General features: G+C 70.0%; 26 protein-coding genes and 2 tRNA genes. 9 read left to right on the top strand and 19 right to left on the bottom strand.

What is annotated here, in order from left to right; all coding sequences use genetic code 11:
- Positions 1–70: 70 nt before the first annotated feature.
- On the bottom strand, positions 71–430 hold the full coding sequence (locus tag TR50_RS27150; protein WP_042427440.1) for a hypothetical protein: 360 nt from the start codon (positions 428–430) through the stop codon (positions 71–73).
- Positions 431–1098: 668 nt separating this feature from the next.
- Positions 1099–1181: transfer RNA gene (locus TR50_RS27155), tRNA-Leu, on the bottom strand.
- Between the two features lie 160 nt (positions 1182–1341).
- On the opposite strand from TR50_RS27155, the gene TR50_RS27160 reads away from it, so the two are divergent.
- The 4 genes from TR50_RS27160 to TR50_RS45885 all read left to right on the top strand — a co-directional run bounded on the left by TR50_RS27160 (position 1342) and on the right by TR50_RS45885 (position 3232).
- A complete protein-coding gene (locus tag TR50_RS27160) occupies positions 1342–1605 on the top strand; it encodes a hypothetical protein (protein ID WP_042427443.1) in 264 nt (87 codons plus the stop codon).
- The gene (locus TR50_RS27165; RefSeq protein ID WP_042427446.1) at positions 1580–2107 is read left to right on the top strand and encodes a DUF6879 family protein; all 528 of its coding nucleotides are present in this window, start codon (positions 1580–1582) and stop codon (positions 2105–2107) included. Before TR50_RS27160 ends, TR50_RS27165 begins: the two co-directional genes overlap by 26 nt.
- Before the next feature lie 24 nt (positions 2108–2131).
- Positions 2132–2983, top strand: coding sequence for a helix-turn-helix domain-containing protein (locus TR50_RS27170; RefSeq protein WP_042427449.1), 852 nt, complete (start codon positions 2132–2134; stop codon positions 2981–2983).
- Positions 2984–3046: 63 nt separating this feature from the next.
- Positions 3047–3232: a hypothetical protein gene (locus TR50_RS45885; protein ID WP_152648666.1), complete on the top strand. Its 186-nt coding sequence runs from the start codon at positions 3047–3049 to the stop codon at positions 3230–3232.
- Between the two features lie 658 nt (positions 3233–3890).
- On the opposite strand, the gene TR50_RS27175 is transcribed toward TR50_RS45885, so the two are convergent.
- Positions 3891–4301, bottom strand: coding sequence for a hypothetical protein (locus TR50_RS27175; protein WP_042427452.1), 411 nt, complete (start codon positions 4299–4301; stop codon positions 3891–3893).
- Between the two features lie 602 nt (positions 4302–4903).
- Positions 4904–5074, bottom strand: coding sequence for a hypothetical protein (locus tag TR50_RS47060; RefSeq protein ID WP_160311196.1), 171 nt, complete (start codon positions 5072–5074; stop codon positions 4904–4906).
- A 499-nt stretch (positions 5075–5573) separates the two neighbouring features.
- Between TR50_RS47060 and TR50_RS27180 the strand changes: the two genes are divergently transcribed.
- Both TR50_RS27180 and TR50_RS47650 read left to right on the top strand, forming a co-directional pair.
- Positions 5574–5930, top strand: coding sequence for a PRC-barrel domain-containing protein (locus tag TR50_RS27180; RefSeq protein WP_042427455.1), 357 nt, complete (start codon positions 5574–5576; stop codon positions 5928–5930).
- 23 nt (positions 5931–5953) lie between these two features.
- The gene (locus tag TR50_RS47650; protein ID WP_162837973.1) at positions 5954–6121 is read left to right on the top strand and encodes a hypothetical protein; all 168 of its coding nucleotides are present in this window, start codon (positions 5954–5956) and stop codon (positions 6119–6121) included.
- 70 nt (positions 6122–6191) lie between these two features.
- Here the strand turns inward: TR50_RS47650 and TR50_RS27185 are convergent, their stop codons facing one another.
- The 12 genes from TR50_RS27185 to TR50_RS27230 all read right to left on the bottom strand — a co-directional run bounded on the left by TR50_RS27185 (position 6192) and on the right by TR50_RS27230 (position 12809).
- Entirely contained in the window at positions 6192–6560 is a 369-nt protein-coding gene (locus tag TR50_RS27185; protein WP_042427458.1) for a hypothetical protein, read from the bottom strand.
- Positions 6561–6626: 66 nt separating this feature from the next.
- A complete protein-coding gene (locus tag TR50_RS27190; RefSeq protein ID WP_042427462.1) occupies positions 6627–6821 on the bottom strand; it encodes a hypothetical protein in 195 nt (64 codons plus the stop codon).
- A 215-nt stretch (positions 6822–7036) separates the two neighbouring features.
- The gene (locus TR50_RS27195) at positions 7037–9223 is read right to left on the bottom strand and encodes an ATP-binding protein (RefSeq protein WP_439654248.1); all 2187 of its coding nucleotides are present in this window, start codon (positions 9221–9223) and stop codon (positions 7037–7039) included.
- Positions 9224–9261: 38 nt separating this feature from the next.
- Complete coding sequence (locus tag TR50_RS27200) at positions 9262–10227, bottom strand: hypothetical protein (protein WP_042427465.1); 966 nt, start codon at positions 10225–10227, stop codon at positions 9262–9264.
- Positions 10227–10427: a hypothetical protein gene (locus tag TR50_RS27205; protein WP_042427468.1), complete on the bottom strand. Its 201-nt coding sequence runs from the start codon at positions 10425–10427 to the stop codon at positions 10227–10229. Before TR50_RS27205 ends, TR50_RS27200 begins: the two co-directional genes overlap by 1 nt.
- Before the next feature lie 66 nt (positions 10428–10493).
- Positions 10494–10757 (bottom strand): hypothetical protein, encoded by a 264-nt coding sequence (locus TR50_RS45890; protein WP_042427470.1) that lies wholly within the window; start codon positions 10755–10757, stop codon positions 10494–10496.
- A gap of 41 nt (positions 10758–10798) precedes the next feature.
- Positions 10799–10942: a hypothetical protein gene (locus tag TR50_RS47065; RefSeq protein ID WP_160311197.1), complete on the bottom strand. Its 144-nt coding sequence runs from the start codon at positions 10940–10942 to the stop codon at positions 10799–10801.
- Between the two features lie 113 nt (positions 10943–11055).
- Positions 11056–11514 (bottom strand): DUF6907 domain-containing protein, encoded by a 459-nt coding sequence (locus tag TR50_RS27215; protein ID WP_042427472.1) that lies wholly within the window; start codon positions 11512–11514, stop codon positions 11056–11058.
- Entirely contained in the window at positions 11511–11651 is a 141-nt protein-coding gene (locus TR50_RS47070; protein WP_160311198.1) for a hypothetical protein, read from the bottom strand. The genes TR50_RS27215 and TR50_RS47070 overlap by 4 nt, the downstream gene beginning before the upstream one ends.
- Positions 11648–11833, bottom strand: a complete 186-nt coding sequence (locus tag TR50_RS27220; RefSeq protein WP_152648667.1) for a hypothetical protein — start codon at positions 11831–11833, stop codon at positions 11648–11650. The genes TR50_RS47070 and TR50_RS27220 overlap by 4 nt, the downstream gene beginning before the upstream one ends.
- A gap of 5 nt (positions 11834–11838) precedes the next feature.
- Positions 11839–12327, bottom strand: a complete 489-nt coding sequence (locus TR50_RS27225) for a hypothetical protein (protein WP_042427475.1) — start codon at positions 12325–12327, stop codon at positions 11839–11841.
- Positions 12324–12809 carry a hypothetical protein gene (locus TR50_RS27230; RefSeq protein WP_042427478.1) on the bottom strand — a complete coding sequence of 162 codons (486 nt, stop codon included), beginning with the start codon at positions 12807–12809 and terminating at the stop codon, positions 12324–12326. The genes TR50_RS27225 and TR50_RS27230 overlap by 4 nt, the downstream gene beginning before the upstream one ends.
- Positions 12810–12986: 177 nt before the next feature.
- On the opposite strand from TR50_RS27230, the gene TR50_RS27235 reads away from it, so the two are divergent.
- The gene (locus TR50_RS27235; RefSeq protein ID WP_042427481.1) at positions 12987–13232 is read left to right on the top strand and encodes a hypothetical protein; all 246 of its coding nucleotides are present in this window, start codon (positions 12987–12989) and stop codon (positions 13230–13232) included.
- A gap of 142 nt (positions 13233–13374) precedes the next feature.
- Here the strand turns inward: TR50_RS27235 and TR50_RS27240 are convergent.
- Positions 13375–13447 (bottom strand) — tRNA-Lys (locus TR50_RS27240).
- A 107-nt stretch (positions 13448–13554) separates the two neighbouring features.
- Here TR50_RS27240 and TR50_RS27245 point away from each other — a divergent pair.
- Complete coding sequence (locus TR50_RS27245; RefSeq protein WP_042427484.1) at positions 13555–14547, top strand: SPFH domain-containing protein; 993 nt, start codon at positions 13555–13557, stop codon at positions 14545–14547.
- 31 nt (positions 14548–14578) lie between these two features.
- Here TR50_RS27245 and TR50_RS27250 read toward each other — a convergent pair whose 3' ends face one another.
- Positions 14579–15256, bottom strand: a complete 678-nt coding sequence (locus tag TR50_RS27250) for a nucleotidyltransferase domain-containing protein (protein ID WP_042427487.1) — start codon at positions 15254–15256, stop codon at positions 14579–14581.
- Positions 15257–16233: 977 nt separating this feature from the next.
- Entirely contained in the window at positions 16234–16356 is a 123-nt protein-coding gene (locus tag TR50_RS49845) for a hypothetical protein (RefSeq protein WP_269084816.1), read from the bottom strand.
- A gap of 296 nt (positions 16357–16652) precedes the next feature.
- Here TR50_RS49845 and TR50_RS27255 point away from each other — a divergent pair, with 296 nt between their 5' ends.
- Positions 16653–18134 carry a WD40 repeat domain-containing protein gene (locus TR50_RS27255; protein ID WP_042427490.1) on the top strand — a complete coding sequence of 494 codons (1482 nt, stop codon included), beginning with the start codon at positions 16653–16655 and terminating at the stop codon, positions 18132–18134.
- The last annotated feature ends 88 nt before the right edge of the window (positions 18135–18222 follow it).

Consider the following 18222-nt stretch of genomic DNA (forward strand, 5'->3'; position numbering starts at 1 on the left):
TCCGAACCTCCCCAGGCCCCCTGGGGCACAGGCCCCGGCTGCCCTTGCGGGCGCCGGGGCCTGTTTCAACTCAGTTGTTCGTGAAGGTGATCTTCACGAAGTGCCCCCCGTCAAGGGACATGCAGTCCCCGCCGAAGGTCCATGGGGTTCCCGAGATAGACGTCAGGTATCCCTTGTAGGTACCCGGGCAGATGGAACGGGCGTCCTGGATGTCCATCCAGCCTGTGTTGGAGCTTCGATTGCCGTCCCAGACGTAGCAGTAGTGTCCGTTGCCGCTGCCGTAGTCAATCCTGACGACGTCCGACAGGTTGCACGTGGAGTTCACGACCGTGGCGCTGGCCGGGCTTGCAGCGACAAGGCCAGCGGTGGTGAGGCCGGCCGCGATGGCTCCGGCTGCCAGGGTGCGCTTGGCCTTTCCGAGCTTGAGCATGGTGTTCTCCCCCAGTGTGTGGCGGCCCCCGTTGGAGCCCGTTGGACATTCCCCGTCTTCGTCCGCGTATCAGCTTGCGGTTCGCGGGCAGGCGTTGGAACGGCGTTGACTGGCCGTTCCCTTGGCGCTTCGCTGTTGTGCCAGCCGTGCGCGAAGCAGCAGGACCAGGCTGCCTGGACAGTCGTGTGGAGTCTCGTTTTCCGTACAAGTCCGTACACCCGTGGCCGGCACGACGGCGCACTCGCCCGAGCGAACATCCGGGACAGCCGCCTGCTCGCTCACCCCAGTCTTGCCAGCACTGACCTCCGCTCCCAGGCTTTCGGTTGGAACCGGTTGGATCCGGTTACGGGCTCGGCGAGGCCAGCACGTCGGATTGGTACGCCTGCCCGGGTGAACACCAGGGCGGCCGGGGGCTCGTTCACCCGGTATGAGCACCTGCGACTGCCCGCCGCCCGACCGTGACCCGTGCCCCGACTGCCGCGGCTGGGGCTACCAGCCCGGCACCACCGGTACGGATCGGCCGGCCTGCCCGCGCTGCCACGGCCACGGCGGGCAGACCCCGCACGACCTCGGCTGCCCAGTGTGGGGGCCGGTTGTGCTCGCCCCCGGCCCGGTTGCCGATCCGCAGCAATGAGCCCCGCCTGGACAACCCCGGCGGGGTCACTGTGTACCGGGTGCGGGATTCGAACCCGCACGTCCTCTCGGACAAGCGCTTTTGAGGCGCCAGCGTCTGCCATTCCGCCAACCCGGCCAGAGCAACATCATCGCAGCAAGAGGCGCCGGGCTGGCAACCGGCCGGATGCCAGTGTCTGACGGGGGTATCCCTTGCATCCGCGCGCCCTTGACGTGGCGTCTGCTCGGCCACGACGGTGTCCGGGACCGATCCATGCGCTGACAACGGAGGGATCACCATGGACGAGCCACTGGAGTACATCGGCGTCGACCCCAACACGGACGACCGGGACTCGCCGACGGTTTGGGTCGACCACGACACCGACGAGATCATCGTCCAGGGGTACAAGGCCGGCGAGCAGCTGCGGCAGAAGGTCCACGACTGCCCCGCCCCGCGCCACCAGCCCGGCATCCCCGAGCACGAGGACGTCATCCGCATCCCGGCCCGCATGGTGCCGATCCTCCGAAAGGCTTGCGATGTCGCAGAGGGACTGGACGGCTGACGACCCGTTCGAGGTCTGCCGCTCCTCCGCCGTCCACCTCGAGCTCCGGGACGTCTACGGCGTCCCCGGCGAGGCCGAGCGGTTCGCCCTCTTCCAGCAGACCGGCCGCCGCGACCCCGACCTCGACCGGGTCAAGCGCGCCGGGTGGATGACCACTGTCCGCGACATGGTCGCCCGCGGCGTCGTCGTGCGCCGCGCCCGGGTCGTGTCCGAGCCCGTCACCGATTACATCAAGTTCGAGCACGCCGGCACCGAGGACAACCTCAACGCCGGCGAGCTGGTGCGGTGGCTACCCCGCCACCAGGCGGCCGACCTCCTGCTCCCGGCCGCGGACCTGTGGATGTGGGACGACGAGGCCGTGCAGTTCACGTTCTTCTCCGGTGACGGGCAGGTCGTCGGCCGGGAGTGGTGCCTCGAACCGAAGGCCGTGGAGGCGGTCCGCTCCGCGTTCGAAGCCGTGTGGGAGCGCGCCGTCCCGCACGAGCAGTACACGCTCCGCTAGCCCGACTGGCAGGCCCGCTAACCCATGGCCAAGTCCCCCTCGTCCAGCGCCCAGGCTGCCCGCGAACGGGTCGCCGCGCAGATGCGGGAGCTGCGCCTGGACGCGGGCCTGTCCGGTCTGGAGCTGTCCTCCCGCTGCGGCTGGCACTCGGCGAAGACCAGCCGGATCGAGCACGCCAAGATGGCGCCGTCCGACGCGGACATCCGGGCCTGGTGCACCGCGTGCGGCCAGGAGACGGCGGCCACGGATCTGATCGCGGCCAGCCGTGAAGCCGATCAGATGTACGTCGAGTGGAAGCGTCAGCAGCGCGGCGGGATGCGCCGGCTGCAGGAGAGCGCCCGGCCGCTGTACGAACGCACCCGCGTGTTCCGCGTCTACTCCTCCACCCAGGTCCCGGGCCTGCTGCAGACGCCAGGCTACGCGCGGGCGCTCCTGACGGCGATCACCGGGTTCCGGCAGGTGCCGAACGACGTCGACGCCGCGGTCGAGGTCCGGCAGCAGCGCGCCGAGGTGCTGCGCCAGGGGAATCACCGCCTCGTCGCGCTCGTCGACGAGGGCGTGCTGCGGCGCCGGGTCGGCGGCCGGGAGGTGATGGCCGAGCAACTGGCCCACCTTCAGGAGGCGATGACACTGCCGTCGGTCGCGCTCGGGGTGATCCCGTTCTCGGCCGACTGGACCTCGATGTGGACGCAGGCGACGTTCCACATCTTCGACCAGGAGATGGTGAGCCTGGAGACGCTGACGGCGTCGCTGACCATCACCGCGCCGGGCGAGGTGGAGCTGTACGAGCGGGCGTTCACCGAACTGGGTCGGATGGCGGTCTACGGGCCAGCCGCTCGGAAGCTGCTGGACGCCGCGGCCGAGGCCCTGGACTAACCCGCGCGCAAAAGGCCGCAAAACCGTGGAGGCCCATATCAGACCCTCCCTACTTTCGGTGACATGGCAGTCACCGCATCCTCCACTGCGGCCGTGTCGCCGCCCCGCCCTGCTCCTGATCCCGATGTCGACCGTGCCGTGTGGGAGCGCCTGCGCAGCACAGCCTTCAAAGGCCACCTGCTCCCGGAGGGTTTCGCGCTCCTGGACCAGCTGCACGACCTCTACCCGCACTGGCGGACCGAGTGGTGACGCCGACCGTTGAGCTGGCCACGGGGCGCTGTACAGGCTGCGGCGTGTCACCAGTGCGCGGCCAGCTCGTGAACGAGGTGGAGACGAACTCGGCCCCGTTCTGGGTGAACGTCCGCTGTCCGGTGTGCGTCGACGTCCAGTTGCGGCTGTCGCCGGCGCCGTCCGGCTTCCACGCCCGGCGGGGTCGGTGACCGTGGGCGCCTACTTCAAGGTCTCGCACCCGTACCCGGAGGTGCCGCGGTTCACGTGGCCCGAGCCTGGCGTGCGGACGTGGTCGCCACCGGAGAAGTCCTTCTTCGGGCCGTGCACCGGTGCATCCTCCTGTGAGAGCCGCAACGCCTGCCCCGTGGGTGTGATCACCACGCTCGGCGGCGGCCCTCACGGCTGTGACTGCCCTTGCCATGACGAGCAGCGGAAGCAGGCAGCCAGTAGGAAGGCGGAGCCGCGGCCGGCCGTTCCGTGGTGGGACGAGATCCGGGAGAAGCCCGAGTGGAAGCGGGGCGCCTTCGGATGAGCTGCCTTCCCGGGTGCTTTCGTGCCGCTGCGCGCCCCGGGCGGGCCTGTCCGCATCCATCAGGGAGAGCGTGCGGACAGCAAAGAGCCCCCGTGCACCGGGGTGTGCGCGGGGGCCTCGACTGCTCGGACAGCGGGGCTGGGCCTAGAAAATGATGACGGTGGGCTGCCGTCCCGGAAACGCCGGCACTTCCATCGTTCCCAGACACCGGTAGGGCGTCCCTTCGTTCACGCAGATCGGATCCCGGTCAGGCGTGATTGCGTCCTCCGCGATCGTGATCTTGCCGCCAAAGCGGTCCGAGTAGATCGCGACACCCACGCCGCGGATCGTCGTCTGGGTCTCTCTGTGATCCACGCTGATGGTCTTCGGGAAGTCGCCGCCTTCGCCGTAGTCCAGGTTCAGCCGGACGATGGCGCTGCCGGCGACGATGATGCGCAGGTTGACGGTCGGGATGTCGGCGGCCCGCGGGCGCCCTACTGCGGTGGTGGGGAGGCTGGCGAGGGCTGTGGCGGCGAGGATCGCGGCGGTGGTTTTCAGGGCACGGATCACGGTCATCCCTTCGTGTTCGGGTGTGCCGAGACAGTACGAGCCGGATGCCAGGACTGCGGGGAGCGTCGCCCTGGGGGCTGGTGTCGCTCCGCCGATCGACCCACCCGCGCAAACGTGAAGGCCCCCGACGCTTCGGACTCAAGCGTCGGGGGCCTCGTCGTCCGAGCGAGGTGGCCGCCCCGGATGCAGCATGAAGCGTCCGGCCCCGGGGCAGGGACCGGACGCTGCGCCACGCCGGGGGTCGGAATCCCGGCGCCATGAATGTGTAGCCGTCGCCCGGTGCGCCGAAACGGGCTCCAACCGACAGGGTGACGACACCTGCGGGTCCATCCTTCGCGGCGGAGAGCCGAACGCGGATGCGATCACCGTGCGGGCGTCGGAGGCTGGTCGGCATGACCGAGTCGTCCCACGCTGAGCACCATCACGCCCATGTTGTCGTTCACCCTGTCCAGGCTGATGCGTCGCCCCCGTACCGGCGGGTGGACATCCTCGGCGAGTACGTCGGGAAGGCGTACGGCATCGGGGACGTGTCCGAGTTCTGCCGCCGCGCCGGCCTGGACGAGCTCGACCTCGACGCCGAGCGGATGGTCGAGTGGATCGGCGGCGGCTTAGCCCAGCAGGGTGCGTCCGATGTAGCGGAACCCGTGGATCTTCCGCTCGGCCATCCAGTCCTCAAGAGCGGTGCGGTCCTGCACCGCCTCCAGATGTGCCGCCGGTTCCGCGGTGGTGACGCGCCGAGTGGCCCAGCGCAGAGCCTCCCGGGCGGTGGACGGCTCCATCGCTGCGCGCTCCCGCCACAGCGTCTGCCGCTGCCGCAGGAATACCGCCGCGGGCGTTGACGCGTCGGGGCCACCGGCTGCGATCAGTGGCGGCCGTGAAGTATCCAGTCATCGCGCGGTCCATGCCGGCGCCCATGCTGTACCGCCTTCCGGGGAACCCCTTCAGCACCTACCCCTTGCGGGCGCTTCCACCCCTTGCGGGCGGTCGCGCTCGGGCCGACCGTCAGTCGCTCGCATGGTCCACGGCGGTTGCTCCCCCGTCGCCTGCCGGGCTTGATGGGTACGACGCGCGTCCGGGCTTCCCACCCGTCGACCGCGCCCTGCCGTGCGGCGTCCACGCAACCGCCCGGCAACGGGAGCCCTGGTACACCTCATCCGGGGCTCCCGCCCAGACGGCACGAAGAAGGACCACTTCAGCTCCGTTGGTGCCGGCCCATGGCCGGGTGCAGGCTGGAAGGGCAGCGGGTCGCCGAGACTGACTGCCGAAGGGAGTCACGTCGTGATGGAGGCAGCGGACATTCGCGAGTGGCGTACACAGCAGGTCGTCGATCCCGGCGGCCACAAGATCGGAGCTCTGGAGTCCATCTACGTGGACACGAGCACCGACGAACCCGCTATGGCCACCGTGCAGATCGGCCTGCCCACCCGGCACCGCCTGGTCTTTGTCCCCTTGGACGGTGCGATCGTCGGCCCCGACTACGTCAAGGTCAGCTACGACAAATCGCTGGTCAAGGGCTGCCCCGCGATGGGTACCGACGACGTGCTCCCCGCCACGGAGGAGCAAGCGATCTTCCAGCACTACGGCCTCGACTACCAGGCCGGCGCCGCCGGCGAGCGGCAGCTCGCCCGCCGCTGACCCCCACAGAGGAGGCGCCCGCCATGGTCCTGTTCCTGGCCTTGATCATCGTCGCGGTAGCGCTCGGCATCATCGGGGCCGTCGCGCACGGGCTGCTCTGGCTTCTCGTCATCGGCGTCGTGATTCTCGCCCTCGACCTGATGTTCGCCGGGTGGCGGTGGCGGCGATCGGGACGCACCGCGCAGCGCTAGGCACGCCGCAACGTACGAGGGGCCCCGGCTCGTCGACCGGGGCCCCTCTTGCCTACAGCGTACGTGTGTTCTACTTCCCGCCCCGCAGGTCCCTGTAGAGGCCGCGCACGACGAGCGCCATGATGGCGAGCGCCAGGGCCGCGAGTCCGAGGGCGACCGCGGTCATGGCGACAGCGAGCAAGACGCCGGCGACGACCCCGAGGACCGCCGTCCAGCCAAGAACTTCACGAACATCCGGGCCACGACGCCGCGCCTGCGGGGCGGCGTAGTGGTTGTGCACGATGATCGGCTGCTGCTGTCCGCCGTAGGGCTGTACCGGCGCGTTCTGGGGCGCGGGCATCCAGGCGGGGCGCTCGTACGGCGGCTCGACCGGCCAGCCGACCGGAACGTCGGGTGTGTGTTCACTGCGGTAGGGCATGATGCGGGTCCTCTGGTCCATGTGGAGTGGGTCGGGGGTTCCGGGGCGGTCCTGTGCTTTGAGCGGCTTCGGGGCCGCCCCGGGCTGCTACTTCTGCTTCTCGGCCTTGGCCTTGGCCTCGCGGGCGATGGCTTCCTCGGCGAGGCGGTCGAGCTGCCGCTCGAGCTTGCCGACGGGCTTCCTGCGGACGACGCGGACACTCGCGCGCAGCATCAGTCCGAGGCCGCGCATGGACTCGTCGAAGTTGTAGTGCTCGGGGCGCGGCCGGTCGTGGTCGGACATGGTGGACTCCTTCTCTCGTGGTCACGGATAGTGATCAACGTTGGGCAGGGAGGGAGGCAGTCCCTTCTGGGGACGTGCGTTCTAGGGCTGCTGAGCGGCCTGCAGGAGGGGTGCCTCCCTGACTCCCTGGCAGGCCATCAGCGCAGATCAGATCGAGGGAGGCAGTCCAGGGAGGCATTCAGGGAGAACTCCCTCCCCTCCCTGCCGCCTCCCTGTCACTCGTCGTAGTCGTCGGCCTCTTCGAGAGCCCGATTGGCAAGCGCATCGAGGACGAGCTGACGGTCGACGACCATCACGCCGTCCGACTTCCGCGGCTCCGCGCCGACGTCCGTCAGGAACGTCTTCAGGTCGGTGAAGGTCCAGTCCGCGTACTCGGCGCGGTTCCGCTCGGCCAGGCGCTGCAGCACGATCTGGGTGCGCACCCGCGGGGCGTCGAGGACGTCCGCGATGTTCTGCAGGTGGTCGATCTGCTCGCCCTCGGCGACCTGCGACGCGGTGTCGACGGCCGTCCGCCGCTCCTTGGCGCGGTCCGCGATGGCCGCGGCCTCGTCGCCGTTGATGTAGTGCGTGCGGATCGTCTTCGACACCTGACCCGGCGCCAGCTCCACGCCGCTGCCCGCGACGACGAGTGTGCCCTTGTCCAGGCCCTGCCTGAGCTTGTGCGGGGCCGCGCCGGCGTCGACCGGGGCGTCGCCGAGCGCCATCTTCGACTGCTGCTCCGTGCCCAGGGCGAGCGAGGCCCGGATGTGGTTGCCCTCGCGGGAGCGCTTGGGGAGGTTCTCGTCGGTCGGGTCCTGCGTGCCCTCCCAGATGGTGACGTTGACCGCGCGCCCCTGGTCGTGGATCGCCTTGACCGCCCGGAAGTACCGCGATGTGGCCCGCTTCCCGCCGTACGGACGCTTGTCCGGGCCGACCGCAGGCGACCCGTACGCGACCTGGGCCTCGTCGACGACGAAGACCAGCGGCCGGAAGTTCAGGTCGGTGTGGGCCATGTCGCGGGTGATGCCCTTGTTCGAGCCGGACTGCTCGACCAGCGCGATCCTGCGTTCCATCTCCTCGACGCCAGCCTCGGCCATGTGCGTCGCCGCCATGACGTGCTCGTCGGTCGGCCCCTGGATCAGCACCGTGGCCAGCCCGAGGAACATCCGCCAGTCCCCGACGCCCTTGAGGTCGGCGATCCGGAACTCGACGAACGGGTCCAGCGCGAGCCACAAGGCCAGGGCGCGGAGCGCCGCGGTCTTGCCCTGGTTCGACAGGCCGGTGACCAAGATGTGCATCTGAAACAGCGACAGGCTCGCCAGGTCTCCGCGCAGATCCTGGCCCCATGGGGCGCGGCCGTCGTAGTAGTCGGCGGTGAGGTCGGGGTCGACGACGAGCGGGGATGCGCCGATCGGCTCGTCGAGGGCACCACTGTCGGCGATCCACAGGCGCACGGTGCGGGGAGCTGGCGGGATGGTGATGAACAGCTCGTGCTCGTGGCGGCCAAGGTTTTCGGCCAGCTTGCGGCGCCGGTTCTGGATCTCGTCGGTGGAGACGCCGGACGGCAGGGTGACGTCGACCTCGACACCGCACCCGGCGGGCCGGATCAGCGACAGCATCTGCGCAGCGCTGTCCGACATGGCCTGGATCGACTTCTTGAGCTGGGAAATGCCCAGGTCGCGCAGGGCGACGACCACGATCGACGGCGTGATGGCCTCCGTGGTGCGCTCCGTCTCGGGCAGCACCCACCGGGGCACGGTGCCGCCCTGCTGGCCGGCCCGCCAGAACGACAGCAGGATCAGCACCGGGGCGAGGTAGACGCCGATGCCGAACACGACGGCGGCGATGACGACCAGGTCGCGGACGATGACGATCGCGAAGAACAGCGGCAGCAGCAGGTCACGGGGCTGCTTCTGCGCTATCGCGAGGATCACGCCCGTGAGCAGGAGCGACCCGGTGCCGATGGCGAGGGACCACAGCAGGGCCTTCGCGAGGCGCAGCGGGGCGTGCAGGAGGTCCATGCGGCGCTGGTGGCGTGAGGCGCGGAACTGGGCGGCGCGCTGCTCCCACTCGGCGGCGACGTCGTGCTGGCCGAGCTCCTCGGCGGTGCGGATCATGCGCTGGTGCCGGGACGTCGTACGGCTCTCCCAGGCCCGTTTGGCGAGGACCCGGGCACCGGCGGCGGTGTACATCCCGTGACGGACCGCCAGGAGGCCGGCAGCGCGCGTTCTCGGGTGCGTGGCGACGTGGTGGACACGGGCGGCGGCACGGCGGTGCACGCGCGGCCGGACGGGCTTCGTGCACGCCTGGACTACCTCACCCTCGACGACGCGAGGGATCGCGTCCTCTGGCACGGCGTCGGCGGGTTCGGTCCGCGGGGCGGATGGAATGGTCAGCCGCTCGAACCGCGCCGGCGGCAACACCGTGCCGTTGGCCTTCTTCGGGGTCTCGTCGGTGATGCTCACTGCGGGTTCTCCTCGTCCTGGGTCTGCCACCAGCGCTGGACGGTGCGCGTTGACACCCCGAACCGCTTGGCGATTTCGGCGACGACCGCGTCCGGGTTGTCGCGCATGTAGGCGATGCCGTCAGCGCGGCGCCGGCGGGCGGCCTCGGTGCGCTCGGCGAAGGCCTCGGGGACGGCCTGTGCGGGCTCCTGCGACAGTGCGGCGACAGTCGGAGCCACCTGCGGCTCTACGACAGCCGTGGCGTCGGCGACAGGCCGGGCGAAGCCGAACGGTGTCCGCGGCACCGGCACCGTCTCCGCGGGCTCCACAACAACCGGTGCAGGCTCCTGGAAGACGGGTGCCAGCGGCATCGTCACGGGCTTCTCCCAGACGACGGGATCGGCGGTGCGGGTCACCGGCAGCTCGGTGCCCGAGGTCAGCTCCAAGTTGGCCAAGCGGTCGGACTGGGTGACGGCCAGGCGCTGCGCGTCGGCGTTCTCGTGCACGCGCTCGACCCGGTGCCACTCCCCGGCCATGGCCTCGTTGATCCGAAGCTCCGTCACCTGGTCGGCCCAGGACTGCGTCAGGGTGGTGAACCGGTCCTTCGCCTCCGGGCTGTTCGTCTCCAGGAGCAGCTTCAGCGCAAGGCAGCCCTTGGCCAGGGGCGGGACGATCGCGGCGATGACCGCGACCGCGACGCCGTGACCGCCGAGGAGCTCCGAGGTGGCATTGATGGCGGCGGCGAGACCCGCGAGGGCCCAGCTGACGGCGGCGAGCCGGATCCGCCAGTCGACGCGGTAGCGGAGCTCGTGCTGGACGGCGACGGCGATGAGCCAGGCGCTGTCGAACATGCCCGCGACCGCGTAGGAGACCGGGTTGTGGGTGCCCAGCAGCGCGAGGACGTTGAACGCGGTCCAGCCGGCCGAGCCCAGGATCATCAGGCCGGTGAGGTGGCCGAGCAGACGAAGAATCTTGCCGTACATCAGCGCGACCCCTTGGGGTGCATCACGCGCCATCCGAGGGTGAGGACAACGCCGGCGGCGAGCGCGGCCGGCGTGTGCAGCAGCCAGACGACCACCGCGACGACGACGGCCAGGGGCACGGGCGTGGTGGTGAACAGCGCGAGCAGCAGGCCGGCCAGGAGCAGCGTCGACGGCCTGGAGCCCGACAGGTTGAAGTGCATGGCTTGTCCTTCCGGGAAGAAGGGGCGGGGCTGGCCGGGAGTACAGCCCCGCCGGTCTTGGGGGTGTCAGCGGCCGTAGTGGGCGCGGGTCGCGGCTTCGGTGCGGGCGACGGTGCTGGCCTCGCGGTCGGCCTGCCGGACGATCGCCGCGGCGACGTTGTGGCCGCCGGTGCCGGCGGGCAGCTGGCTCATGGCGTCGCGGACGGCGTCGGTCGGCAGCTCGTGCAGCGTGCGGACGGCCTGCGTCTCGGCGCTGGAGGAGTTGGCGAGGTCGTAGGTGAGGATCGCCTCGGCGGCCGTGTCGCTGGCGGTACGGGAGAACAGGCCCATCACGGGCTCCCTTCAGGGGTTGGTGGCGCAGGACGGATGGGTTAGGCGGGCCAGACCGCGGGCGGCCAGCTGCGGTCGAGCAGGCGGTCGAGGAGCTGGTCGACCCGACGTCGGATCTGCGGGGCCAGCGGACGGGCCGTGAGCTCGATGCGGGGCGGGCAGGGCTTCGGGCTGTTCTTGGGCATGACGGGGCCTTCCTGGGGCGTGTGGGTGTGAGAGGGGTGCGGGGCGGTGACATCGGCCCTACGGGCTGCCTTCCGCCCCGCTGACGTGTGATCAGAGGACATTGCGGGCGGAGCTACTGCTGGTCGGCGTCGCGGTCGGGCGGCCACGGCCAGTCAGCGGGCATCCCCGCCGGCCTGGTCGCGTCGGCCACGGCCTGCCGGGTCCGCTCGACGTCGTCGGCGAACTCCCGCAACCGGCCCGCGTGCTCGACGAGACCGTCCGCCAGCTCGTACAGCTCGGCGTGGGTGAAGGTGCCGTAGTCGTCGCCCAGGTCCACGTTCGCCCTCGGCAGGAAATCCACCGAGGAGTACGGGTCCTGCACCACGGAGAACGCGAGGATCTCGAACGCCTTCCCGCCGGCGTGCACGGGGAGCGGGATCTCGATGCCCACGTGCCTGACGTCGACCGGGTGCAGCGGGTACGGCTCGTGCTGCTGGTTGCACCACGCCGGTTCCGGGATCGTCATCCGGCCGCCGCGCCAGAGCGGAACCGTGACGGTCTTGGGGCGGCGCTTCCAGAGTCGGGGGCTCATCGCTGGGCCTCCGCAGCTTGGCGGGCCTGCTCGGCGGCCTGGGCGGCTGCGCGTGCGGCCTCCATGTGGGCCTGCGCCTGGGCGGCGAGCGCGGCGTGCGCCGCAGCCGCCTCGGCGATCGTCGGCTGGTCGCTCATGACTGCACCGCCTTGGTGGCGCGGACGACCAGGTGGCCGAGCAGGTAGCGGCCCTCGGCGTCACGACGCTCCTCCGTGGCCGCGAGCGCCCACAGCAGGTCGGTGATGGGCGGAAGGACGCGCGGCGTCACACGGGCCAGCGCAGCACTCTCGGTGGGACGCGGGATGCGGCTCTTCTTCACGCCGATCACCGCCCCACGTAGGCGCGGTACGCCGCCTGGTCGCCGTCGAGGACACTGGCACCCGTGGCGCGGCAGTCGCAGCACACCTGGTCGCCGTTGCCGTCGACCGCGAGATCGGCGACCGGCCAGTCCCGCTCGCACTCGTAGCAGCGGCCGGTCGTGTCCTCGGGCAGCTCGTCGACCGCCCGCTCGATCAGCTTCGCGACGTCCGCGAACTCCCCGGCGAGGGTGAGCAGCTGCTTGCGGGTGGTGGCGCGGACCAGCAGCGCCTCGTCCATGTCGCGGATCCCGAACACCGAGATGTGCCGGCCACCGTCGCCGTCGACGACGAGCTCGGTCGAGAGCTCCAGATCGCCGCCGATCACGGTCTTGTCCAGGAAGCGGGTGCACAGGCCCGGGTGGCCGTAGCCGTCGCAGTTGGGGATCAGGCACGGAGAGTAGTGCGACTCCCGCAGATCTGCGGGAAGCGTCGCGGGCGTGACCTGCGCGTTCATCGGGCACCGGCCAGGGTGTTCAGCTCCTGCTCGACGGCCTCCGGGTTCAGGTCCAGCTCGACGCGACGGACCTTCAGGCTCGGGGCGCTGGCCTTGACCGGGATCGGGCCGAGACCGTTGGCCTTGAAGATCCGCTTGATCTCGTCAAGATCGGCAACAGTGCGGCCGGACGGCTCGCGGGTGATCTCCCAGCCGGAGTAAGTGCCGACGCGCAGCTTGGAGAGGATCCCCTTGGCCTTCCGCTTCGCGCGGTCAGCGGAGCGGGCCTCGTCGCACGCCCGGAAGTACAGGCGGGCGGCCTCGGCGATGTCCTCCGCCGGCGGCATCTCCTGCTCGGTGAAGAACTCGGACGTGTCCGGCTCGACCACGGCGGGCGCGGGAACCGGGGCGCGGAACTCGGCGATCGATTCGGAGAGGCGTGCGAGGACCGCGCGGAAGCCGCCGCTGCGGGCGGACTTGCGAGGCGTGAGAAGGTTGATCACAGCCGGACTCCCTGTTAGCGCAGGTGGTTCGGTCAGGCCCTCGTCTGGTGTTAGCGCACCAGGCGGGGGCCGCTCCGTTTTCCGGAGCGCCGTAACCTTGTACGGACACGGTATCCACAAACCATGTACGGACACAAGAGGTTCTGTCAGAATCCCTGTGACACGACAGGGAGACCGATGGCAGAGAGCACCGACCACACGCACGCTGCGCAGTTCCGCATCCCGCGGGTGCTGTGGGCCGCATACGGCCGGATCGCCGACCGACTGGACACCGATCGGACCGCGCTGCTGCTCGACCATGTCCGCGCCGACATCCGGGAGCACGGCGACGAGGCGGATCTCGCCGATCTAGAGCAGGCCGAGCGGGAGTTGTCGGAGCGTCGGGCGCGCAAGGGTGGCCGGCCGCGGCGCACAAGCGATTGACGGGCCAGCAGCGGGCCAGCGGGACATGATCGTTTAGCACTCGGGCCAGCAGCGGGCCAGCAGCGCCCGGTTTGACCGTTCCCCAGAGACACAGAAAGCCCCAGCCGGAGGTGTTTTCCCTGGCTGGGGCTTGATCGTTGAGTGGGGCGCGTGGGGCTCGAACCCACAACCTACGGATTAAAAGTCCGCAGCTCTGCCAATTGAGCTAGCGCCCCGGGACCGCGTGCGGCCCGGCCGGCGGGAACCGGCCAGGCGTAGCCTACCTGGTAGAGCGCGTCCGCCGTACGGAACCGCCCGGGGGTGGTTCGGTGTGGTGGGGGACATGAGGCTGATACGGCAGATCAAGCACAAGCGGATCGTGTTCGGCGCTGCTGCGGCAGTCGCCGCGATCGTGCTGATCAACGTGGGGGTGTCGTTCTCGGACGCGTTCGACCGGACGGACGCCGGGGAGGTCGCCGTGGTCCGCAACGGCGGGCCCTTCGACGACCGGAACATCCGGCAGGTGATCCAGCCGGCCTCCGGGCTGACCTGGATCGGCTGGTACTCCGAGAGCCACAAGTACCCCGCGCAGCAGCGGTTCTACACGATCACGGCGGACCCCAAGCGGGGTGACCGGCCGGGCGTGGACGTGGTGTCGACGCCCTCCGCCGACGGCGTGCAGATGGGCATCGAGGGCACGCTCTACTTCTCGCTCAATCTGGACGACAAGACCCTGCGCGACTTCGACAACAAGTTCGGCACCCGTACCTTCAACTCCGTCGACGGCCAGGCCTACCACGCATGGGACGGCGACGCCGGCTGGTCCGCCTTCCTGGACGCGATCGTCCGGCCGGTGATCGACAACGACCTGCGGCAGCAGATCGGCAACTTCCGCTGCGCGGAGCTGGTCTCGTCCTGCGCGCTGGTGCAGAACAACAGCAGCGCCACCACGTCCACGGGGAGCACCGCCGCGACGAACAACTCCAACATCGCGGCGGTCCAGAACGCGATCAACACCTCCCTCACCCAGGACCTGCAGAGCACGCTCGGCGACAAGTTCCTGGTCGACCTGCACTTCGACCTGGTCAGGGTGAGCCTTCCGGACGACGTGCAGGCCGCCGTCGACAAGGCGCAGGCCGCCTTCGCGGCGGTGTCCGAGGCGCAGGCCCAGGTCGCCCAGGCCAAGGCGAACGCCCAGGCGAACGAGATCCGGCAGCAGGGCTACGCGGCCTGCCCGGCCTGCGCGACGATCGACGAGATGAAGGCCATCCCGCCGACCGTCACCACCTTCGCCCCCGGCTCCGGCTTCGCGGTCACGCAGCCGGGCGGGAAGTAGCGGCCGGCGAAAGCCCGGGGAGGGCAGCCGCTCACAGCAGTGCCCGGCGGACCCGTGCGAGCCATGCCTCGACCGGTCGTTCGTCGGGCGCCGCCGGGAGCACGCCGGTGCGGTCGAACGCGGCCTCCGCCTCGGCCAACCGGGACTCGGCCTCGGCCGGGTGCAGGGCCAGGCGCTCGGCGTCCGCGCGGAGCCGCTCCGGATCGTCCACCCGCACCCGCAGCTCACCGCTGCGGTGCAGGTGGACGCCCTGCGCCAGCAGCCGCAGCAGATGGCGGGCGTGCTTGGCCAGCCGGGCAGGCGAGGCGTCGCCGCGGCCGTCCTTGGCGACCAGCTTGCGGAACTGCTGGGTGGCGTAGCCGAGGTACGCGTTCCGCACGGCGCGCCCGCTCAGGAACGACGACCGGACGGCGATGAGCTCCTCGCCCAGCGGGGTGCGCACCAGATAGCAGTCGTCCGGCAGCCACACCAGCTCGGAGGCGGTCGGGTTGGCGCTCAGCGCGAGCCGGCACCACTTGGCGGCCTCGTGCAGGGTGCGGTCGGGCGCGGTGCTGACCAGCGACTCGCCCGGTCGGTGCAGGCCGAAGAGGCGTTCCGTCGGTACGACGAACAGGCCCAGCCGGTCCACGTCGGAACCGGCGTGGGCGAGGCCGTAGGCCGTCGAGCCGACGACGCCCTCGAGCAGGACAGTGTTCGATTCCGCGTTCATCGTGCGAGTGTCGCGGGCCTGCCCCGCGCGCAGCCACTGGATTTGCGGTGGCCCGGCAAGGGGCCGCGAAAAAAGTCATTGCGGGTCCCGAGCGGGTCTGCTTACTGTGTTCGCACACTGAAAGGAGGTGATCCTGAGTTGAGTACAAACGCAACTGCGCACGTCAGCGCGCACGACTCGCTCGGGCGCGCCTCCGTGGAGCGTACGGCCTAGCCGCAGCCCCACGGACGTCAACGCGCAGAAGTTGTCGCACCCCCGGGACACCCTCAAAGCGAGGCCCCGGGGGTTCGGCATTTCTGCGCAGCTTCATGGCGGGCCTGCCCCCAACCCGACGACGCCCCGCCCGAACGCTGGCTCAAGGGCCAGGACACCACCCGACGCCGCCAGTGCGACACCGTCCTGACCCGGCGCGCCGCGTCGCGATCTGGACCAAGGCGACCAACGAGGTCGCCGAGGCCCCGACACCGGCGTCCACCTGCGGCCCGGCACACTCACACGCGACGGCAAGGACTTCGAAGCCCGCCACGCCCGCGTAAATTGCGTACCCCCTGTCCTGCGTTCCGCGTAATTCGGGGGCTCTGGAGTCCCTGAAGGGTGGACCACCGTCCGCCGCGAGCTCGACCGGCTCCACCTCGGCACGTTCACCGGCCCTACCGGCCTGTTCCGCCAGGTCACCACCCTCACCAAGCCCCAGACCGACCTCCTGACCAGATCACCGCTCTCGGCATCCCCGCACCGAAGCAGATCATCGCCCTCGAACCCGCACCCCGCTGACCAGCACGAACAGCAGCGCCTAGAGAAACGGCTCTCAGGCGCCATCACCCATGTCCACGCAGGTCAGACCCCAGATTCGCGACCCTAGGCCGCTGAATTACGCGGAACGCAGGCCTGTTCTCGGCGTCGTTTGAACGCGGGTTCTGGATCACGCGCCGCCGACACCTGTGGCAGGCGGAAGTAGTCCCACCTGATGAGGCCTCTCACTTGCGGGACCGCCAGGCCATGAACAGCCCGCCGCCCGCCGTCGTCACGGCGGAGAGTCCGCCACTGCCGGCCTTGAGGTACACCGCCGCGGCCACTCCGACGAAGGAAACGAGCGCCATCAGCGCCAGCGCCTGACTCCAAAGCCCGGTGCGGGTGCAGCCGCGCCGAGCCTTCCCACGAGACGGCCTGTCCCGGCGGGGAGATCGTGTGTTGGTCATGGAATCCATGAAGCTGCACCAGGCTCCGGGGATCCCAGCCGGGCGCAGAGTCCCCTGCGCCCGGCGAACAGTGTCCGGCTGCAGCAGAGACCACCGAAGCCTGCAGCCTTCGGCTGTCTTCGCTCATCTTCGCCGAACTTCGCTCCTGAGAGGGCCCGTCCTTCTATCCTGGTCCGGACCGGACAGGGGGAAAGGTGATGGCCGACGGCCCCGCAACGGCCGAGGACCCGACCGCCCAGTACCAATCGGCACTCGGCGAGTTCGCCAGCCGGATGGACCGGCTCTACGTCAGCGCCGGCGCACCACCACTCAGTGAGCTGGTGAAGGCCTCCCGGGCTACAGGGGATCAAGCTGTCTCGGCTGCTGGCATGTCCGAGGTTCTCCACGGCAGGCGGTTCCCCGGGATCGACTACACCATCACCATGGTGCGGCTCTTGGCCGACGGTCAGCCGACCCTGCAGACTCTTGACGAGTGGCGGGAACGCTGGCGAGCGGTGAAGATCCTCCAGCGGTCCAGCCGGGCACACCAGCGGCAGCGTGATCAAGAGCTTCCCGTCGTGCCACGGCAGTCTGCCTCGACACCGACTCCTGCTGCACCGGCGCACCGGCCTCCCGCTCAGGCTGCACCCGCGGAGACGTCCTGCCAGACCTGCCAGGGACTGGCCCGACGGCTCGGCCACGTGCAGGAGGCCCGGAACCGCGAGAAGGAACGCACGAATCACCTCGTCGACACCCTCCTGAGCCAGTGGCCCGAGCAGGGGCTCACCTTGTTCGACCAGGGGACGGTTCCGACCGCCGTCTTCTTCCCGGACGGCACCACCATCGCGGTCAGCGCGAATGGCGGCCTGGTGTCCTTCTGGGACCCGGCAACAGGTCGGCTCAAGGGAAAACCAGTCCTTCACGGCACGGACGTCGATTCCATGGCCATCTCACTGGACGGCACCTGGCTCGTCACGACGAGCCTGGTGGACGGCCGGACCCGCTATTGGGGGACAGAGCACCGGGAACTGGTCGGTGAGCACCACATCGAAGGCTTCGACTACCTGTCGGCGATCCGGGTGACCGCGGATCTAGACCGCATTGTCGCCGCCGCAGGCCAAGCGGTCCTCCTGTGGGACGGAGCGCTGCAGGAGCCGATCTTCCGATCGGTAGGAAGCCAGCCCACAACTGCGGTCGCCGTATCCAACGACGACCCGCCGAGGCTGGCCGCCGGAACGGCGGGCGGAGCCGTTCACCTGATCTCCACGCCGTCGGGATCCGGACACACCCTGACGCCTGGCGGCACGCGGAACGTTCAGTACTTGACCTTCTCCCCCACCCCTCGCTTCCTCGGCGCTGTCGACGCAGACGGGAACGTACGCGTGTGGCGGCTTGAGGGCGAGAACGTCCAGCTCGCAGGCACCATCACTGGCTGGTCCCTGGAACTCCTCGCATTCTCCGAAGACGAGCAGTACCTGGCCACGGGCGGGACAGACGGCACAGTCCGATTCTGGGCCCTGAGTGGGGGACTGCCTCCGCTCGGCGAGCCCATCGAGCCTGCAGCCCCCGTGCCCGTCGCATCACTCAGTCTCTCCCCCGACAACCGCATCGTGGCGATCGGCTACCGGGACGGCACCATGCGCCTGCGGCGCGTACCCACCACAACGAATGGAGACCTAGCGCAGACCCCCCACGGATGACTGGCCACCAGGACAGGGCCCGAATGTCGCGCCGCATCCACCGGCAAGTCGGCCTGAGGAGAGGGAGGCTCCGTCCGGCTCGGACACG

The sequence above is a fragment of the Streptacidiphilus anmyonensis genome (assembly GCF_000787855.1).
GTDB classification, from domain to species: Bacteria; Actinomycetota; Actinomycetes; order Streptomycetales; family Streptomycetaceae; genus Streptacidiphilus; species Streptacidiphilus anmyonensis.

Bases quoted from the DNA above. Each gene is read 5' to 3' on its own strand.
- TR50_RS47650 (WP_162837973.1), top strand. From the start codon at position 5,954: ATGGTCCTGTTCCTGGCCTTGATCATCGTCGCGGTAGCGCTCGGCATC.
- TR50_RS27170 (WP_042427449.1), top strand. From the start codon at position 2,132: ATGGCCAAGTCCCCCTCGTCCAGCGCCCAGGCTGCCCGCGAACGGGTC.
- TR50_RS27255 (WP_042427490.1), top strand. From the start codon at position 16,653: ATGGCCGACGGCCCCGCAACGGCCGAGGACCCGACCGCCCAGTACCAA.
- TR50_RS27150 (WP_042427440.1), bottom strand. From the start codon at position 430: ATGCTCAAGCTCGGAAAGGCCAAGCGCACCCTGGCAGCCGGAGCCATC.
- TR50_RS27225 (WP_042427475.1), bottom strand. From the start codon at position 12,327: ATGAACGCGCAGGTCACGCCCGCGACGCTTCCCGCAGATCTGCGGGAG.
- TR50_RS27205 (WP_042427468.1), bottom strand. From the start codon at position 10,427: ATGCACTTCAACCTGTCGGGCTCCAGGCCGTCGACGCTGCTCCTGGCC.
- TR50_RS27185 (WP_042427458.1), bottom strand. From the start codon at position 6,560: ATGGACCAGAGGACCCGCATCATGCCCTACCGCAGTGAACACACACCC.
- TR50_RS45890 (WP_042427470.1), bottom strand. From the start codon at position 10,757: ATGGGCCTGTTCTCCCGTACCGCCAGCGACACGGCCGCCGAGGCGATC.
- TR50_RS47070 (WP_160311198.1), bottom strand. From the start codon at position 11,651: ATGAGCGACCAGCCGACGATCGCCGAGGCGGCTGCGGCGCACGCCGCG.
- TR50_RS27200 (WP_042427465.1), bottom strand. From the start codon at position 10,227: ATGTACGGCAAGATTCTTCGTCTGCTCGGCCACCTCACCGGCCTGATG.
- TR50_RS27235 (WP_042427481.1), top strand. From the start codon at position 12,987: ATGGCAGAGAGCACCGACCACACGCACGCTGCGCAGTTCCGCATCCCG.
- TR50_RS27215 (WP_042427472.1), bottom strand. From the start codon at position 11,514: ATGAGCCCCCGACTCTGGAAGCGCCGCCCCAAGACCGTCACGGTTCCG.
- TR50_RS27165 (WP_042427446.1), top strand. From the start codon at position 1,580: ATGTCGCAGAGGGACTGGACGGCTGACGACCCGTTCGAGGTCTGCCGC.
- TR50_RS47060 (WP_160311196.1), bottom strand. From the start codon at position 5,074: ATGGAGCCGTCCACCGCCCGGGAGGCTCTGCGCTGGGCCACTCGGCGC.
- TR50_RS27190 (WP_042427462.1), bottom strand. From the start codon at position 6,821: ATGTCCGACCACGACCGGCCGCGCCCCGAGCACTACAACTTCGACGAG.
- TR50_RS27175 (WP_042427452.1), bottom strand. From the start codon at position 4,301: ATGACCGTGATCCGTGCCCTGAAAACCACCGCCGCGATCCTCGCCGCC.
- TR50_RS27250 (WP_042427487.1), bottom strand. From the start codon at position 15,256: ATGAACGCGGAATCGAACACTGTCCTGCTCGAGGGCGTCGTCGGCTCG.
- TR50_RS47065 (WP_160311197.1), bottom strand. From the start codon at position 10,942: ATGCCCAAGAACAGCCCGAAGCCCTGCCCGCCCCGCATCGAGCTCACG.
- TR50_RS27160 (WP_042427443.1), top strand. From the start codon at position 1,342: ATGGACGAGCCACTGGAGTACATCGGCGTCGACCCCAACACGGACGAC.
- TR50_RS49845 (WP_269084816.1), bottom strand. From the start codon at position 16,356: ATGGCGCTCGTTTCCTTCGTCGGAGTGGCCGCGGCGGTGTACCTCAAG.
- TR50_RS45885 (WP_152648666.1), top strand. From the start codon at position 3,047: ATGGCAGTCACCGCATCCTCCACTGCGGCCGTGTCGCCGCCCCGCCCT.
- TR50_RS27245 (WP_042427484.1), top strand. From the start codon at position 13,555: ATGAGGCTGATACGGCAGATCAAGCACAAGCGGATCGTGTTCGGCGCT.